The organism is Nocardia sp. Root136 (assembly GCF_001427185.1).
Taxonomy (GTDB): Bacteria; Actinomycetota; Actinomycetes; order Mycobacteriales; family Mycobacteriaceae; genus Nocardia; species Nocardia salmonicida.
Genome location: NZ_LMFE01000002.1, coordinates 1 through 15,275, shown reverse-complemented (window position 1 = coordinate 15,275; position 15,275 = coordinate 1). Strand labels below are relative to the sequence as shown.

General features: G+C 68.6%; 13 protein-coding genes. 7 read left to right on the top strand and 6 right to left on the bottom strand.

Annotation, left to right across the window (positions count from 1 at the left end):
- Nucleotides 1-13: 13 nt before the first annotated feature.
- Nucleotides 14-1,366 (bottom strand): threonine ammonia-lyase IlvA, encoded by a 1,353-nt coding sequence (gene ilvA, locus ASD42_RS13950; protein WP_056816786.1) that lies wholly within the window; start codon nucleotides 1,364-1,366, stop codon nucleotides 14-16.
- A gap of 88 nt (nucleotides 1,367-1,454) precedes the next feature.
- Entirely contained in the window at nucleotides 1,455-1,889 is a 435-nt protein-coding gene (locus ASD42_RS13945) for a nitroreductase family deazaflavin-dependent oxidoreductase (RefSeq protein WP_056816340.1), read from the bottom strand.
- A 97-nt stretch (nucleotides 1,890-1,986) separates the two neighbouring features.
- On the opposite strand from ASD42_RS13945, the gene ASD42_RS13940 reads away from it, so the two are divergent.
- Nucleotides 1,987-2,202 (top strand): hypothetical protein, encoded by a 216-nt coding sequence (locus ASD42_RS13940; RefSeq protein ID WP_056816333.1) that lies wholly within the window; start codon nucleotides 1,987-1,989, stop codon nucleotides 2,200-2,202.
- A 28-nt stretch (nucleotides 2,203-2,230) separates the two neighbouring features.
- Here ASD42_RS13940 and ASD42_RS13935 read toward each other — a convergent pair whose 3' ends face one another.
- Complete coding sequence (locus tag ASD42_RS13935; protein WP_056816330.1) at nucleotides 2,231-5,008, bottom strand: LuxR family transcriptional regulator; 2,778 nt, start codon at nucleotides 5,006-5,008, stop codon at nucleotides 2,231-2,233.
- A gap of 158 nt (nucleotides 5,009-5,166) precedes the next feature.
- Here ASD42_RS13935 and ASD42_RS13930 point away from each other — a divergent pair, with 158 nt between their 5' ends.
- Together ASD42_RS13930 and ASD42_RS13925 are read left to right on the top strand one after the other, a co-directional pair.
- Nucleotides 5,167-5,523 carry a nuclear transport factor 2 family protein gene (locus ASD42_RS13930; RefSeq protein ID WP_056816327.1) on the top strand — a complete coding sequence of 119 codons (357 nt, stop codon included), beginning with the start codon at nucleotides 5,167-5,169 and terminating at the stop codon, nucleotides 5,521-5,523.
- A gap of 26 nt (nucleotides 5,524-5,549) precedes the next feature.
- Entirely contained in the window at nucleotides 5,550-5,969 is a 420-nt protein-coding gene (locus ASD42_RS13925; RefSeq protein WP_056816324.1) for a hypothetical protein, read from the top strand.
- Between the two features lie 73 nt (nucleotides 5,970-6,042).
- Here the strand turns inward: ASD42_RS13925 and treY are convergent, their stop codons facing one another.
- The 3 genes from treY to ASD42_RS13910 all read right to left on the bottom strand — a co-directional run bounded on the left by treY (nucleotide 6,043) and on the right by ASD42_RS13910 (nucleotide 11,197).
- On the bottom strand, nucleotides 6,043-8,430 hold the full coding sequence (treY, locus tag ASD42_RS13920; protein ID WP_056816784.1) for a malto-oligosyltrehalose synthase: 2,388 nt from the start codon (nucleotides 8,428-8,430) through the stop codon (nucleotides 6,043-6,045).
- A gap of 48 nt (nucleotides 8,431-8,478) precedes the next feature.
- Nucleotides 8,479-10,584 carry a glycogen debranching protein GlgX gene (gene glgX, locus ASD42_RS13915; protein WP_056816321.1) on the bottom strand — a complete coding sequence of 702 codons (2,106 nt, stop codon included), beginning with the start codon at nucleotides 10,582-10,584 and terminating at the stop codon, nucleotides 8,479-8,481.
- Nucleotides 10,585-10,651: 67 nt separating this feature from the next.
- Nucleotides 10,652-11,197 carry a cupin domain-containing protein gene (locus ASD42_RS13910; protein WP_056816781.1) on the bottom strand — a complete coding sequence of 182 codons (546 nt, stop codon included), beginning with the start codon at nucleotides 11,195-11,197 and terminating at the stop codon, nucleotides 10,652-10,654.
- A gap of 29 nt (nucleotides 11,198-11,226) precedes the next feature.
- On the opposite strand from ASD42_RS13910, the gene ASD42_RS13905 reads away from it, so the two are divergent.
- The 4 genes from ASD42_RS13905 (at nucleotide 11,227) to bioD (ending at nucleotide 15,009) form a co-directional block, all read left to right on the top strand.
- Entirely contained in the window at nucleotides 11,227-11,694 is a 468-nt protein-coding gene (locus tag ASD42_RS13905) for a MarR family winged helix-turn-helix transcriptional regulator (protein WP_056816318.1), read from the top strand.
- 60 nt (nucleotides 11,695-11,754) lie between these two features.
- Nucleotides 11,755-13,032: an adenosylmethionine--8-amino-7-oxononanoate transaminase gene (locus ASD42_RS13900; protein ID WP_056816314.1), complete on the top strand. Its 1,278-nt coding sequence runs from the start codon at nucleotides 11,755-11,757 to the stop codon at nucleotides 13,030-13,032.
- Between the two features lie 151 nt (nucleotides 13,033-13,183).
- The gene (locus tag ASD42_RS13895) at nucleotides 13,184-14,332 is read left to right on the top strand and encodes an 8-amino-7-oxononanoate synthase (protein WP_056816311.1); all 1,149 of its coding nucleotides are present in this window, start codon (nucleotides 13,184-13,186) and stop codon (nucleotides 14,330-14,332) included.
- Nucleotides 14,329-15,009 carry a dethiobiotin synthase gene (gene bioD, locus ASD42_RS13890; RefSeq protein WP_056816308.1) on the top strand — a complete coding sequence of 227 codons (681 nt, stop codon included), beginning with the start codon at nucleotides 14,329-14,331 and terminating at the stop codon, nucleotides 15,007-15,009. The genes ASD42_RS13895 and bioD overlap by 4 nt, the downstream gene beginning before the upstream one ends.
- Nucleotides 15,010-15,275 lie beyond the last annotated feature (266 nt).

The window sequence follows — 15,275 nt, the reverse complement described above, 5'->3', positions numbered from 1 at the left end:
CCGCGCGGACTTCCTACGTGAGGTAGCGGTAGGCGGGGGAACCCGGTTCCAGGCGTTCGGCCTGGATCGGGGACTCCTCGATGCGGTGCATCAGCGAGGCCAAGTTGTCGGTGGCGCCGAGTTCGATGCCGACCAGCGCCGCCCCGGTATCCCGGTTGTTGCGCTTGACGTACTCGAACATGGTGATGTCGTCGTCGGGGCCGAGGACATCGTCGAGGAAGCGGCGCAGCGCGCCGGGCTCCTGCGGGAAGTCCACCAGGAAGTAGTGCTTGAGACCGCGGTGCACCAGTGAGCGTTCGATGATCTCGCCGTAGCGCGAGACATCGTTGTTACCGCCCGAGACCAGCACCACGACCGTGCTGCCGGGCTCGATGTCGATCTCGGCCAGTGCCGCGGTGGCCAGCGCGCCCGCGGGTTCGGCGATGATGCCTTCGCTCTGGTAGAGGTCGAGCATCGCGGTGCAGATGGCGCCCTCGTCGACCAGCATCACCCGGAAAGGTGCTGTGCCGGTGTGGTCTTCGGGTGTCGTGAGCAGGGGCAGCGAGGCGTGCGAGACCATCCGCCCGCCGAACGACGCGGCCGCCCGGTAGGGCAGTTCACCGATGCGGCGCACGGCGGCACCGTCGACGAACGGGTCGATCTCGGGCAGCGTCACCGGAGCACCGGCGACCAGTGCGGCGGTGAGCGAGGCCGCGCCCGCGGGTTCCACGCCGAGCAGGCTGGTGTGCGGTGCTCGTTCGCGCAGGTAGGTGCCGATGCCGGCGAGGCAGCCGCCGCCGCCCACCGGCACGACCACCAGATCGGGCGCGGAGCCGAGCTGCTCGAGGAATTCCGCGGCGATGGTGCCCTGGCCCGCGGCGGTGCGCGGGTCGTCGAACGGCGGAACCATGGTGGCGCCGGTGCGGGCCACATCGTCGGCGGCGGCCGCGGCCGCGGCGTCGTAGGTCTCGCCGACGGCGATCAGCTCGACGAACTCGCCGCCGTGTACGCGGATGCGGTCACGCTTCTGCTTGGGGGTCGTGGTCGGCACGTAGATGCGCCCGCGCACGCCCATCGTTCGGCAGGCGAAGGCCACGCCCTGCGCGTGATTGCCCGCGCTGGCGGCCACCACACCGGCCGCACGCTCGGCGGCGGTGAGTTGCACCATCAGGTTGTAGGCGCCGCGCAGCTTGTAGGAGCGGACCGCGGTCAGGTCTTCGCGCTTGAGATACACCTGCGCGCCGGTGCCGGCCGACAGTCGCGCGCTGTACTGCAGCGGTGTCGGCTCGATGATCCCGGAAATTCGCTTCGCGGCGGCGTCGATCTCGTCCGCGGTGAGCGGCGGACGGGTTACGGGCACTTCGGCGACGTCAGCGATGTGGGACACCCCGACCATGCTACCGAGGCTCCTCGCGCGCTCGGTCAGCGGAACCACCCGCCGTGGTTACCACGGCGGGTGTGCTCCGACCTGCGGTTCAGCGCGGGGTGAGGACGAAGACCGGGATCACGCGATCGGTCTTCTTCGTGTACTCCTCGTAGTCGGGCCACGCGGCGACCGCGCGCTCCCACCACTGCGCTCGCTCGTCGCCGACGACCTCTCGCGCGGTGTAGTCCTTGGTGGTGGTGCCGTCACGCAGTTCGACGTGCGGATCGGCCTTGATGTTGTGGTACCAGACGGGATTCTTCGGTGCCCCGCCCAGCGAAGCGACGATGGCGTACTCGTCGTCGTGCTCGACCCGCATCAGCGGTGTCTTGCGCAGCTTGCCGGACTTGGCGCCCTTGGTGGTGAGCAGGATGACGGGTTTGCCTTGCAGCGAAGTGCCCTCGGCACCGCCGGAATTCTCGTAGGTCTCGGCCTGTTCGCGTGCCCAGTCCGAAGTGCTCGGTGCGTACTCTCCTGTCAATGGCATAACTTGCACAACGAATCGTCGCTTTGTGATGTTCCTGACAGAGTCATGCGGATAAGTTCGGTGGCCCGAACTTCGATGTGCGCCTATCCTGGTCTTCATGGCAGTGCTCACCTCATCGGCAGCATCCGCGACCGTCGACATCGCGGGTAGCGCTTGGCCGGTCTACAAGCTCGAGGCGCTGGTCGCCGCGCTCGTGGTCGGTGCGCTGTTGCTGCTGGTCGTCGGGTCGCCGCAGGTCGCGGTGCTCGCCGCGGCAGCGGTCGCCGCCGCCCGCTGGACCGTGGGCGCGACCCGCACCGCCTCGCGCAATTGATTCGATCCGCCTAGGTCGGTCGCCGGATTCACTCCGTCAGGTCGAGCGCGCTCAGCTCACCGCGCGACAGCACGCCCAGCTTCGGATACGCCTTGTACAGGTGATGGCCGACCGTGCGGTGGCTCAGGAACAACCGTGCCGCGATCTCCCGGTTCGACAAGCCCTGCGCCGCCAGTCGCACGATCTGTGATTCCTGCGGGGTGAGCGAGCTCAGCGGACCGCCGCTCGCACGGGCGCCTGTGCCGACGCCGAGCGCGCCCAATTCGGTGCGGGCTCGCTCGCTCCACGGCGTCGCGTCGAGCCGATCGAACAGGTTCATGGCCAGCTCCAGCTGAGTCCGCGCGTCGACCTTGCGTTTGTCGCGGCGCAGCCACTCGCCGTAGAGCAGCCGGGTGCGGGCTTCGTCGAACGGCCGGTTCACGGCGAGCGCGGCCACGAAGTGCTGCTCGGCGTCGGATCCGTCGGCCAGCAGCGCACGCCCGCGGGCCGCCAGCGCCGCGATCCACGCCTGTCCGGCGCGCTGTGCCCAGTGGGTGAGTCGATCCAGTGCTTCGGTCGCCCGGTCCGTTGCGCCGAGGCGAACCGCCACTTCGATCTGATCCGGGAGCGTGCGCAGCCCGATCACGTGGTGGCGAGCCGGTTCGATCGTCATATGCGCGAGCTCTGTCTGTGCCTGCTCCAGCCTGCCTTCGCCGAGCGCGAGCAGTGCCACGGCCGCGTGCGCCCACGACGCGCCCACCGCACCCGGCCCACCGAATTCCTCGGCCACCGCACGATCGGCATGATCGCGACAGGCTGTCGAATCACCCTGCAGGGCAGCGAGATACGCCAGGAACGCGTGGATCTGACTCACCCATTGCGCCTGCCCGATGTCCTGTGCGATCCGCAGCCCTTCCTCGGCCGCGATCCGACTCTCGCGTGGCCGCCCGCCGAACGACAACCCTTCGGAGCGAAAGAACAGCAGTGGCGCCAGCAAACCGATCCGCCCCTGCTCCCGGCATTCCCTGACCAACTCGCCGGCCAGCTCTTCGACCTGTGCGTCCTGGCCGACAACCAAGCCGCTGCCACACAACTGCACGAGGTCGGCCGGACTGTCCGCGCCGCCCGCCCGGGCGGCAGCCGCCGCGTCGCGCAGGTCGGCGACCCGGTGTCCGGTCACCGACCCGGTCAGGTATCGCACGATCGGCGTCGCGGGATCGTCCTCCACCAGCCGCAGCGTCGTCAGGACGGCGGCGACCTCATCGAGCTCATCGGGCCCGAGGTACCACGCGGTGTGGACGGCCTTGGTCAGAATCCGGGCAGCGCCACGGGGATCGGTCTCGCGCGCCTTAACGGCCGCCGACATCAGCCGTCGATGCGCGGAAGCCGTTTTGCCACCGGCGAATTCGGCCTGCGCGCGCACCAAGTCCAGCCGCAGTGCGAACGCGGACCCGTCGGAACCGGAGGCAGCTGCCGCACGCGACCGGGTCGTCGGGTCGGTCTTCGCTCGGTCGGGAGGTCCGACCCCGTCGGCGTCGAATTCGGTTCTGTGGGAAAGCGACTCGGCTCGCTCGGCCAGTCGCTCCGCTCGGTCGGTGAGGCCGGCTTCGGTCGCGGTCTCGGCGGCGAGAACGAGCCTGCGCACCCGCGCGCCGGCGTCGGTACTCAACGCCGCCGCGCGATCGTAAGCGGCCACCGCGCCGTGGAAGCCGTGACGGCGTCGGGCACGATCGGCTGTTCGCTCCAGTGCGGTCGCGGTGTGTTCGTCGGGACCTGTTGCCGCGCAAGCGAGGTGCCACGCGCGCAGGTCGGCGGCGTCGTCGTCGACCAGTGCGTCGGCGAGCGCGCGATGGGCGGCGAGGCGGTCGGTGAGCGCTGAGCCCTGGTACACCGCCGAGCGCAACAGTGGATGGCGCCAGGTGAGCACCTGACCGTCGGTGGCCACCATGCCCGCGTCCTGCGCGGGTTGCAGATCCGGAAGTGACGCGCCGAGCGCGGACGCGGCACGCAGAACCGGGGCGAGGTCCGCCGCGCCTGCCGCCGCGGCGATCAGGAGCACGGTTCTGGTCGCGGCGGGCAGGCGAGTGACCCGCCCGTGGAAGGCCAGTTGCAACCGCTGGGTCAGCGGCAGCGGATTGCTCTCGTCGACAATGCTCGCACCGACTACAGCCGGAAGTTCCAGCAGCGCGAGCGGATTACCGCCCGACTCGGCGAGCAGCCGATACCGCATGGCCGGACTCAACGCGGTGGTACCGGCGTCGAGCAGTGCCGCCGCGGCATCGGGACGCAACCCCGCCAGCGCGAGTTCCGTCAGCCCGGGAGCGGGAAAATCCTGCGGTCCCGAGCGAGTCGCGAACAGCATCACCACCCCCTCGGCATCGAGTCTGCGGGCCGCGAACAGCAGTGCCTCCGCGGTGGCCCGGTCCAGCCAGTGCGCGTCGTCGATCACGCACAGCAGCGGCCCCTGCGCCGCCTCCTCGGCGAGCAGGGTCAGCACCGCCAGCCCGATCAGCATCCGATCGGCGGGGGCACCCTGGCCCAGTCCGAAAGCTGCCTCGAGTGCCTCGCGCTGCCGCGACGGCAGTTGCCGCACCAGCTCCATGCCGGGGCGGACCAGCAGATGTAGTGCCGCGAAGGGCAATTCGGCCTCGGACTCGATGCCCGCACTGCGCACGGTCGGAATGCCTTGCGCCGCTGCGTAATCCAGCAGCGCGGTTTTACCGATCCCGGCCTCGCCGCGCAGCACCATGGCCCCGCTCCGGCCCGCGCGCGCCCCGCTGAGCAGGTCATCGATCATGGCCTGTTCGGTGTCGCGTCCGTGCAGCATGGGCACCACCGTATCGCCGTACCGGTATCGCCAGTAGTCGCGACGGGCAAAGTACCTATAGGCGACTGATTCGACCGACCCCCCTCGCGCCATAACGTTGGTGTCATCGCAGGAACAACCCGCGAAATACCAGCTCAAAGCCTATTTCGGAGGTCGAGATGAACACCGTCGTCGCACAGTACCTGGAAGCCTGGAACACCCGCGAGCCCGCAGCCCGCCGCTCCGCGGTCGCCCGGCTGTTCACCCCGGACGCCCGCTACGTCGATCCGTTGGTCGCGGTCACCGGTCACGCCGAACTCGAAGCCGCCATCGCGGGAGTGCAGTCGCAGTTCCCCGACTGGACCTTCACCCTGGCCGGCCCCGTCGACGCCCATCACGACCAGGTCCGCTTCACCTGGGGTCTCGGCCCCGCCGACGCCCCCGCTGTAGTGATCGGCTTCGACGTCGCCGTCCTCACCGACGGCCGCATCGACAGCGTCTACGGCTTCCTCGACCAGGTCCCCGCCACCACGTAACCCCTTCGCAGCCAAGGAGATTCGCCATGACCACCACCGCCCCGTCCCGCCTGTCCACCCTGTTCGCCTCCGGCGAGAACCTGCTGCGGGTGTCGCTGCGCCTCGACGCGGTCGTCACCACCGCCAACGGCATCGCCTACCTGGCGCTGGCGCAACCGCTGGAACGGCTACTCGGACTCGATGCCGACGTCGGCCTCGCGATCGGCGCGTTCCTCACCGCCTACGGCCTGGCCGTCGCGTTCGTCGGCCGCTCGTCGCCGGTCAACCGGACCGCGGCGTCGGTGGTGGCCATCGGCAACACCGCCTGGGTCTTGGCCAGTCTCGTCGCGCTGTCGACCGGCGCACTCGGTCTCACCACGGTGGGCGCGGTGTGGGCGGTGATGCAGTCGGTGACCGTCGGCGGATTCGCTGCCCTGCAGTACCTCGGCCTACGTCGCAGCAACTGAGCCGGACCCGAAGGACCGACGCGCACCGCGTCGGTCCTTCGCCTGTGCCCGAGTGGTACGTGATGCGCGGCGTTCAGCGCACCAGCAACGCGACAGGCAGTCGGGCGAACAGTTTGTCCACCCGCGCGCTGCCCGCGAAGGTGTTCCCGGTGAGTCGATCGGTCCAATTGCCCTGCGGCAGAGGCAACGTGGTGTCGAGCCAGCCCGTCGCGGCGAGCCCCACCGAATGGCGGGTCGCCGCCACGATCACCTCCGGCGCCTCGCCCGCCGGCCCCCGCCCATAGGCGATGAACCGATGCGCGTGCTCACCGATGGCATACAGCGGCCGGTACATGCCGCCGACGAAGCACTCCGGCCGCTCCCTGCGCAACCACAGCGCATAGGCCACCACCCACATCTTCGCCGCCCCGGTGGTATCCAGAGTCGGTGTGTCGGTGAGTGATTGGAGCATTCCCACGCGGGTGGCGAAGTTGACCGGCCGCCGATTGTCGGGGTCGACGAGGGAGTCCTCCCACAATTCGGTGCCCTGATAGATATCGGGAATCCCCGGCGCGCCCAGCTGCAAGAGCTTCTGCGCCACCGCGTCCGACCACGCGTGCGGTGCGAGCTCGTGCGCGAGGTCGCCGATGCCGGTACCCACCGGCCCGTCGATCACCGCGTCGAGCCAACCGTGCACGGCCGATTCGAACTCCGCGTCGGGCTCCTCCCACGACGTCTTGGTCCCGGCCTCGCGAATCGACTTCTCCGCGAACATGTGCAGCCGATCGCGCAGCCCTGGCACCGAGGAGGCGGGCCGTCCATCGGCAGGCCACACCCCGAACATGTTCTGCAACAGGAACAGTGCCGTCGCGCCGTCGGGCGCGGGGGTCGTCTCGAGCCAGCCGCGAACCCGCTGCGACCAGACATCGGCGACCTGCGACAGCACCCCGATCCGGGCGCGCACATCCTCGCCGCGTTTGGTGTCGTGGGTCGAGATCGTCGTCATGGTCGCGGGCCAGCGCTGCGCGCGTTCACTGTTGGACAGGTGGAAGTCGTTGACGGTGTGGCCGAATCGCGCCGGATTGCCGCCCACCTCCTGCAACGACACCAGCCGCGCACCCTGATAGAACATGGTGTCCTCGACCGACTTGGCGGTGATCGCCCCACACACCTGCGAGAACCTGGTCGCCGCTTCGCCACCCACCGACAGCGCGGTCACCAGCACCGACAGTGGCACCGTCAGTTCGGCATTGCGTTTCTCCACCTCCGCCACGACCGCGGCCGTCATCCCGGCCAGCGGCGCGTAGTCCACCCGGTACACCGGCATGAAGGCCAGTACCTCGATGGTCGCGTTGCTCACCGCGAGGGTGTCGAAACTGCCCGCGTTGCCGTCGCGCTTGATCGCGGCCACCAACCGCCGGATCTCCGGCGCCAGAATGGTCTCGGCGACGGCCCGCTTGATCCGATGCTCGGTCTCGCCGAACCACGACCGGTCGCTACCGTGTCCCGCGACGTGCTGGGACAGTTCGGTCAGCGTCGTCTCACCCGCCGGATCGATGAGCACCCCACCGAGATCGGCCAGCGCGTCATAGCCGGTGGTTCCGTCGATCGGCAGCGTGGCGTCGAGCGGTTCGCGATTGGCCAGGATCTTCTCGACGAGCAGCAACCGCTGCGGTCCGATCAGCCTGCGCAACCGGGTCAGATAGGCACTCGGATACGACAATCCGTCCGGATGGTCGACCCGGACGCCATCGATCAGATCGTGTTCGCACCACGCTGCCAGCTCCCGATGCGTCGCCTCGAACACCTCCGGGTCTTCCTGCCGGATCGCCGCCAGACTGCTCACCGCGAAGAACCGCCGGTAGGTACACACTCCCGCCTTCCAGCTCACCAGCCGGTAGTGCTGGCGGTCGTGGATGCGCAGCGCGTTGTCGCCGTCGGTGCCCGCCGCGATCGGGAACCGCAGATCGTGCAGCGCCAGCATCGGCTCCGCCCCCGACCGGTCGACGGTCAGCGCGGCCGGGTCGTTCTCGTTCTGCAGCACCGGCAGCGCCAGCCGCCCGCCCGCGCCGTTGCCCGAGCTCCAGTCGATGTCGAAATACTTGGCGTACTGCGACTTCTGCCCGTTGCGCAGCACATCCCACCACCACGGATTCTGTCGCGGATCGCCGACGCCCACATGGTTGGGCACCATGTCGACGATCAATCCCATGCCGCGACTGCGCACTTCGTCGGAGAGCACCTTGAGCCCCGTCGGCCCGCCGAGGGCGGCCGAGACCGTGGTCGGATCGGTGACGTCGTAACCGTGCGTCGACCCGTGCGCCGCGGTCAGGATCGGCGACAGATACAGGTGCGAGATACCCAGCTGCTGGAGGTATTCGGCGATGGCGCGGGCATCGGCGAAGGTGAGCGCGTCGGGGCGCAGCTGCAACCGGTAGGTGCTGCGCACCGTGCCCGCTCGCACGGGCGCGCGATGCAGCATGGTCAGCGGGTCGGTCACATAGGTCTCGGTCATGATCTCGCTCGGCGGCTAGGCGGTTCGGCGCAATACGAGCAGGCAGCGGCTGGCAACCGGCAGCGTCGCCGCCGCGGCGTGCACTGCGTCGGCCGCGCCGGTAGGGGTCGAACAATCCAGGGCGAGCGACCATTGCGCACCGAAGTCCGGGCCGGGCAGTACGAAATCGATCGCTTCGTCGTGCGCATTGAAGCACAGCAGGAACGAGTCGTCGGTGATGCGCTCACCACGCGGACCCGGTTCGGCGATGCCGTCGCCGTCGAGCAGCACGGCCAGCGACTTCCCGAACCCGCTGTGCCAGTCGTCGTCGGTCATCTCGCTGCCCGCGGGCGTGAACCAGGCGATCTCCCGCCGGTGTCCCTGGTCGTCGCTCGGACCGGCGGCCAGGAAACGGCGCCGCCGGAAGATCGGATGCTCGGTGCGCAGGGCGATCACCGTGCGGGTGAACTCGAGCAGGTCGGCATTGGCCTGCGCCAGCGACCAGTCCATCCACGCCAGCGGCGAATCCTGGCAGTACACATTGTTGTTGCCGAGCTGAGTGCGTCCGATCTCGTCACCGTGGGCGAGCATCGGCGTGCCCTGACTCAGGATCAGCGTGGCCAGCAGATTGCGTTGCTGACGAGCACGCAGCGCCAGGATCCGCGGATCGTCGGTCTCGCCTTCGACGCCACAGTTCCACGATCGATTGTGGCTTTCGCCGTCGCGATTGCTCTCGCCGTTGGCATCGTTGCGTTTCTCGTTGTAGGACACCAGATCTCGCAGCGTGAAGCCGTCGTGCGCGGTGACGAAGTTGATGCTGGCGCCCGGCCGACGGCCCGTCGACTCGTACAGATCCGACGACCCGGTGAGCCGGGAGGCGAACTCGCCCAACGTCGCGGGCTCCCCACGCCAGTAATCACGCACCGTGTCGCGGTATTTGCCGTTCCACTCGGTCCACAGACTGGGGAAGTTGCCCACCTGGTAGCCGCCCTCGCCGACATCCCACGGTTCGGCGATGAGCTTGACCTGACTCACCACCGGATCCTGGTGCACCAGGTCGAAGAACGCGGAAAGCCGATCCACATCGTGCAATTCGCGCGCCAGTGTCGCGGCGAGGTCGAAGCGGAAACCGTCGACGTGCATGTCCAGAATCCAGTACCGCAGCGAGTCCATGATCAGCTGCAGCGTGTGCGGATGGCGGACATTGAGGCTGTTGCCGGTGCCGGTGAAGTCCTTGTAGTGCTCGGGAGTGGTGTCGTCGAGCCGGTAGTAGGCGGCATTGTCGATCCCGCGCAGGCTCAGTGTCGGGCCGTTGTGGTTGCCCTCGCCGGTGTGGTTGTAAACGACGTCGAGAATCACCTCGATGCCCTCGACATGCATCGCACGCACCATGGCCTTGAACTCGGCGACCGCACCGTCGCCGCGCGGCCGGGCCGAATACTGGTTGTGCGGTGCGAGATACCCGATGCTGTTGTAGCCCCAGTAGTTCCGCAGTCCCTGATCGGTGAGCACGTGATCGTGGAAGAACTGGTGCACCGGCATGAGCTCGATCGCGGTGACGCCCAACGACTTCAGATGCCCGATGATCGCCGGATGCGCCAGGCCCGCATAGGTGCCGCGCAGATCCTCCGGGATATCCGGGTGCGTCATCGTCAGGCCCTTGACGTGCGCTTCGTAGATCACCGTCTCGTGATAGGGCCGGTTCGGCGGCCGGTCGGGACCCCAGTCGAAGAACGGGTTGATCACCACCCCGGTCATCGTGTGGCCCAGCGAATCCAGTCCGTAGGTGTAGAGCGAGGGGTCGTTGACGAACTCGCCGTCGAACGCCTTCCCATACGGGTCGAGCAGCAGTTTGCTGGGATCGCAGCGCAATCCGAGCTCCGGCTCGTACGGGCCGTGGATGCGGAAGCCGTAGCGCTGACCCGGCATGACGGAGGGGAGATAGGCGTGCCAGACGTAACCGTCGACTTCGTCGAGATCGATACGCGTCTCGGAGCCGTCTTTGGCGATCAGGCAGAGCTCGACCTTCGTGGCGACTTCGGAGAACACCGAGAAGTTCGTGCCCCCGCCGTCATAGGTGGCGCCGAGCGGATACGCGGTACCCGGCCACACCTCATCGGATCGGTCGTTCGGGCTCGACATGCTACGACAGTAATGGAACCTCTGGCCCCACCGCGCACGATGTGACCGGCCGCTCGCTGACCTCGGCTCAGGCGGAGACGGATATGAGCAACCGCCGCGCGTAGCCCGTGCGCCGCGCGAGCCCGGCCAACCCGCCGAAGATCAACCGCTGCAGCAACGCGGGCGGACCGGCGAGATAACCGTCCTGGTACTCCCAGAGCAGTCCGAGGGCGAGTGGATTGCGGGGGAGTTTGCTCGCTGTCGTCTTGTTCGCGTTGTCGAGGCCGCTCCAGAACTCGAACATCTCCCAGTGCTGTAGCGGCGGACGGATCACATGGTCCATCACGGTGTCGTTGGCTTCGTTCCAGAACTCGTGCACGGCCCGTGGGGGTGCGGTCACCGTATCGCCCGGACCCGCGACGATGTCCTCTCCGTCGACTCGGAACCGCACCCGACCGGTACGAATGGTCCAGGTTTCGCTGATCTCGGGATGCCAGTGCGGGCCCGCCTCCCTGCCGATATGCGGCAGCACGTGCTCGAGGCGCAGATAGGCGCCCCGCGCGTCGGCGCCGCGGTCGACGAGCGTGACCCGATGCCCGTTGCGGAAGGTGAGGACGGAACCGATGTCAGCCATCATCCAGATATAAAGGTAACCTTCCTATTATGTCAATGGTCGAGCCGTCCTCATTGTTGAAACTGCTGGTCCAGGCGGCCGATGCCTACGAGCGCGCGTTGAACCCTTCGCTGCGCGCGGGGCTCGGAACCGACCTGCGCCCCGCGCACTACGCGGTATTCCGGTATCTGGCACCGAGCGGATCTCGGGTGACCGCGTTGGCAGAGGCTGCCGGAATGACCCAGCAGTCGATGGGGGAGCTGGTCACGCACTTGGAGAAGTGCGGTTACGTAGAGCGCACACCCGATCCGGCGGACGGGCGCGCGCGGCTGGTCGTCACCACCGCGGCCGGGCGGGAGGCCGTGGCGCTGGCCGGGCAGCACATCCAGCGGATCGAACAGGTGATCGCCGCCGAACTCGGCGCGGAATCACTCACCGTGGTCCGCGACGCGCTCGCCCGCCTGCCCGCCGTGCTCGCGAATCAGTCGGACACTCGGTCCGCGAGTGGCGGCAAGTGATAACTTGAACAGCGTTCAAGGCTGTCGTCTCGGCAGCCCCGGGCGACGACGAGGAAACCTGTGGACCTGAGCCCCGAGCAGATCACCGCCCTCGATGCCGAGCATGTCTGGCATCCCTACGGGGGATTTCCGGCCACGACCGAGCCGCTGGTCGTGGCGAGCGCGGCGGGCACCCGACTCACCCTCGCCGACGGCCGCGAACTCGTCGACGGGATGAGCTCGTGGTGGGCGGCCGTCCACGGCTACTGCCACCCGGTTCTGGACGCGGCGCTACTCGCGCAAACGCAGCGGATGAGTCACGTGATGTTCGGCGGCCTCACCCACGAACCGGCCACCCGCCTGGCCCAATTGCTGGTCGAACTCACGCCCGCGGGCCTGGACAAGGTCTTCCTCTGTGATTCGGGCTCGGTCTCGGTCGAGGTCGCGACGAAGATGTGTCTGCAGTACTGGCGCGGCGTCGGTCGCCCGGCGAAGAACCGGCTGCTCACCTGGCGTGGGGGATACCACGGCGACACCTTCACGCCGATGAGCGTCTGCGACCCCGATGGCGGAATGCACGCGCTCTGGACCGACGTCCTCGCCGAGCAGGTCTTCGTCCCCGCGCCGCCGCGCGACTTCGAACCCGACTACGTCGCCGAACTCGAGCACGCGGTGGCGACCCATCGTGACAAGCTCGCCGCGGTGATCGTCGAACCGGTCGTACAGGGCGCGGGCGGCATGCGCTGGCACGACCCTCGCTACCTCACCGAACTGCGTCGGATCTGCGACGACAACGATGTCCTGCTCGTATTCGACGAGATCGCCACCGGATTCGGCCGCACCGGCGAGCTGTTCGCCGCCGACCACGCGGGCGTCGCGCCGGACGTGATGTGCGTCGGTAAAGCGCTGACCGGGGGTTATCTCACCCTCGCCGCTGCGCTGTGTACCGCGCGGATCGCGGAGACGATCAGTGCGGCGCACGGCGGGTTGATGCACGGGCCGACCTTCATGGGCAATCCCCTGGCCTGTGCCGTCGCGGTCGCCTCGATCGAATTGCTGCGCTCGCGAGACTGGCGAGGCGAGGTGGCCAGGATCGAGTCCGAACTTCGGGCCGGCCTCGCGCCGCTCGCCGAGCTGCCCGGTGTCGCCGAGGTCCGCGTGCTCGGTGCGATCGGCGTCGTCGAACTCGACGAACCCGTCGAGATGCGCGCCGCGACCGATGCCGCCGTCGACGCGGGCGCCTGGCTGCGCCCGTTCCGCAACCTCGTGTACACGATGCCCCCGTTCATCAGCACCACCGCCGATATCGCCACCATCACCGAGGCTGTGCGCGCGGCGGTCAAGGCCTCGGTCGCATGAACCTCGCGGCGGATCAGCACCGGGGCCGACACAGTGCGGCTCGTAGGACCGACTGGTCGAGCGTCACGCCGACCGCGGTGACGGCAGCGCTTAGATGAGTGCGCGGGCAACCGTCCTGAACGGTGTTCAAGTATGCTGCTCAACTGTGAGTATGGATCCGTTGAGCTGGTTGGACGAGCGCGCGGCCGAGCGGGTCGACGCCGGGCTACGCAGGCACTTGCGCGAGCGCGCCGCCGAGTCGCCCGCGATCGACCTCGCCTCCAATGACTACCTGGGCCTGCACCGGCACCCCGAAGTCGTCGAGGGCGCGATCGCGGCGGTGCGCCGGTGGGGAGCGGGAGCCACGGGTTCGCGACTGGTCACCGGAACCACCACCGAGCACGCGCTCCTCGAAGCCGAGCTGGCCGAATTCGTCGGCGCCGAAACCGGATTGGTCTTCGCCACCGGCTACGCCGCCAACCTGGGTGTGGTCACCGCATTGGCCGGACGCGGCACCCTCGTGGTCTCCGACGCGGGCTCGCACGCCTCGCTGGTCGACGCGTGCAGGCTCTCCCGCGCCAGAGTCGCGATCGCCCCGCACCGCGATGTCGACGCGGTCGAACGACTGCTCGCCGACCGCGCCGAGGAGCGCGCGCTGGTCCTCACCGATTCGGTCTTCAGCGCCGACGGCGACCTCGCGCCACTGGCCGATCTCCATCGCGTCACCCGGGCGAACGGCGCCATCCTGATCGTCGACGAGGCACACGGCCTCGGGGTGCGCGGCGCGGGCGGCCGTGGACTCGTGCACGAACTGGGCTTGGCCGGCGAACCGGACCTCGTGGTCACCGCGACTTTGTCGAAGGCATTCGCCGCCCAGGGCGGGGCGGTGCTGGCCGATGCCAGGATCCGCGCCCACCTCATCGACGCCGCCCGCACCTTCATCTTCGACACCGGTCTCGCTCCCGCCGCGGTCGGCGCGGCGCGCGCCGCGCTGGCGCTGCTGCGCCGCGACCCGTCGATGGCCACCCGCGTCCTCGACCGCGCCGCCGACATCGCCCGGATCGCCGGAGTATCCGACCCGGATTCCGCAGTGGTCTCGGTGGTCCTCGGCGAAGCCCAAGTCGCGTTCGAGGCCGCGCAGGCCTGCCGCGCCCGCGGTCTCGACGTCGGCTGCTTCCGCCCGCCCTCGGTTCCCGAGGGCACCTCGCGACTGCGCCTCACCGCTCGTGCCGACCTCACGTCCGCCGAACTCGAGACGATCGCCGAGGTCCTCGGCGATGTTCTCGCGTCGGCTCGCGGCAAGGAATCGGTGACGGCATGACTGTCCTGCTGATCAGCGGCACCTCGACAGACGTCGGCAAAACCGTCGTCACCGCGGCACTGGCCGCCGCCGCACAGGCCGAGGGCCGCACCGTCGCGGTCTGCAAGCCCGCCCAGACCGGCATCGCCCCCGGCGAGCCCGGCGACCTCGCCGAGGTCACCCGCCTCACCGGAGTGACCCGAACCCTCGAGCTCGCCCGCTACCCGGACCCGCTCGCCCCCGACACCGCCGCACGCCGCGCGGCCATGCCCCTACTGACGCTGAGCGAAACCGTCGCCGCCGTCGATTCGCTCGCCGACGCCGACGTGGTGCTGGTCGAAGGTGCGGGTGGACTGCTGGTGCGGATGGGGGAGTTCACCCTGCTCGACCTCGCCCAGAAAATCGGCGCCCCGGTCGTGGTCGTCGCCGCAGCCGGCCTCGGCACCCTCAACCACAGCGAACTCACCACCCGCACGCTCGCCGCGGCCGGTGTTCCCTGTGCAGGCTTGGTCATCGGCTCTTGGCCGACCGATCCCGACCTCGCCGCTCAGTGCAACCGGGACGACCTTCCGCGAGTCACCGAGACCCCGATAGTCGGCACAATCCCCGCAGGCGCGGGGCAGTGGGAGCGCCACCGCTTCACCGCGGCCGCGCCGAGCTGGTTCACTGCCGACCTGCTGCGTGGAAACCACCCTTGACCACCCGATTTGACTTCGTGTTTGTCGGCACGTAACTTTATTCGAGTCAGAGCGACACGGACACCGACTCAGCCGCCCAGCGGCCGGGACACGAGGTAGTACGATGAGCGCCTGACTGATTGCGTGTTCAGTGCAACTCGGATCGGATTTGCTTCCGACTGGTTGTCTGAGCTAAGTTTGAACCCTTGCCTCACCGAAACCCCGACGACATGTTGTTGGTAGAAGTGTGTGCGTGTGTTCTTTGAGAACTCAATAGTGTGTCGATG

What these genes read in the sequence shown, in the direction of transcription:
- ASD42_RS13895 (WP_056816311.1), top strand. Translation starts at nt 13,184, where the DNA reads ATGGATCCGTTGAGCTGGTTGGACGAGCGCGCGGCCGAGCGGGTCGAC.
- ASD42_RS13910 (WP_056816781.1), bottom strand. Translation starts at nt 11,197, where the DNA reads ATGGCTGACATCGGTTCCGTCCTCACCTTCCGCAACGGGCATCGGGTC.
- ASD42_RS13930 (WP_056816327.1), top strand. Translation starts at nt 5,167, where the DNA reads ATGAACACCGTCGTCGCACAGTACCTGGAAGCCTGGAACACCCGCGAG.
- ASD42_RS13925 (WP_056816324.1), top strand. Translation starts at nt 5,550, where the DNA reads ATGACCACCACCGCCCCGTCCCGCCTGTCCACCCTGTTCGCCTCCGGC.
- ASD42_RS13905 (WP_056816318.1), top strand. Translation starts at nt 11,227, where the DNA reads ATGTCAATGGTCGAGCCGTCCTCATTGTTGAAACTGCTGGTCCAGGCG.
- bioD (WP_056816308.1), top strand. Translation starts at nt 14,329, where the DNA reads ATGACTGTCCTGCTGATCAGCGGCACCTCGACAGACGTCGGCAAAACC.
- ASD42_RS13940 (WP_056816333.1), top strand. Translation starts at nt 1,987, where the DNA reads ATGGCAGTGCTCACCTCATCGGCAGCATCCGCGACCGTCGACATCGCG.
- treY (WP_056816784.1), bottom strand. Translation starts at nt 8,430, where the DNA reads ATGCTGCATCGCGCGCCCGTGCGAGCGGGCACGGTGCGCAGCACCTAC.
- ASD42_RS13935 (WP_056816330.1), bottom strand. Translation starts at nt 5,008, where the DNA reads ATGCTGCACGGACGCGACACCGAACAGGCCATGATCGATGACCTGCTC.
- glgX (WP_056816321.1), bottom strand. Translation starts at nt 10,584, where the DNA reads ATGTCGAGCCCGAACGACCGATCCGATGAGGTGTGGCCGGGTACCGCG.
- ASD42_RS13945 (WP_056816340.1), bottom strand. Translation starts at nt 1,889, where the DNA reads ATGCCATTGACAGGAGAGTACGCACCGAGCACTTCGGACTGGGCACGC.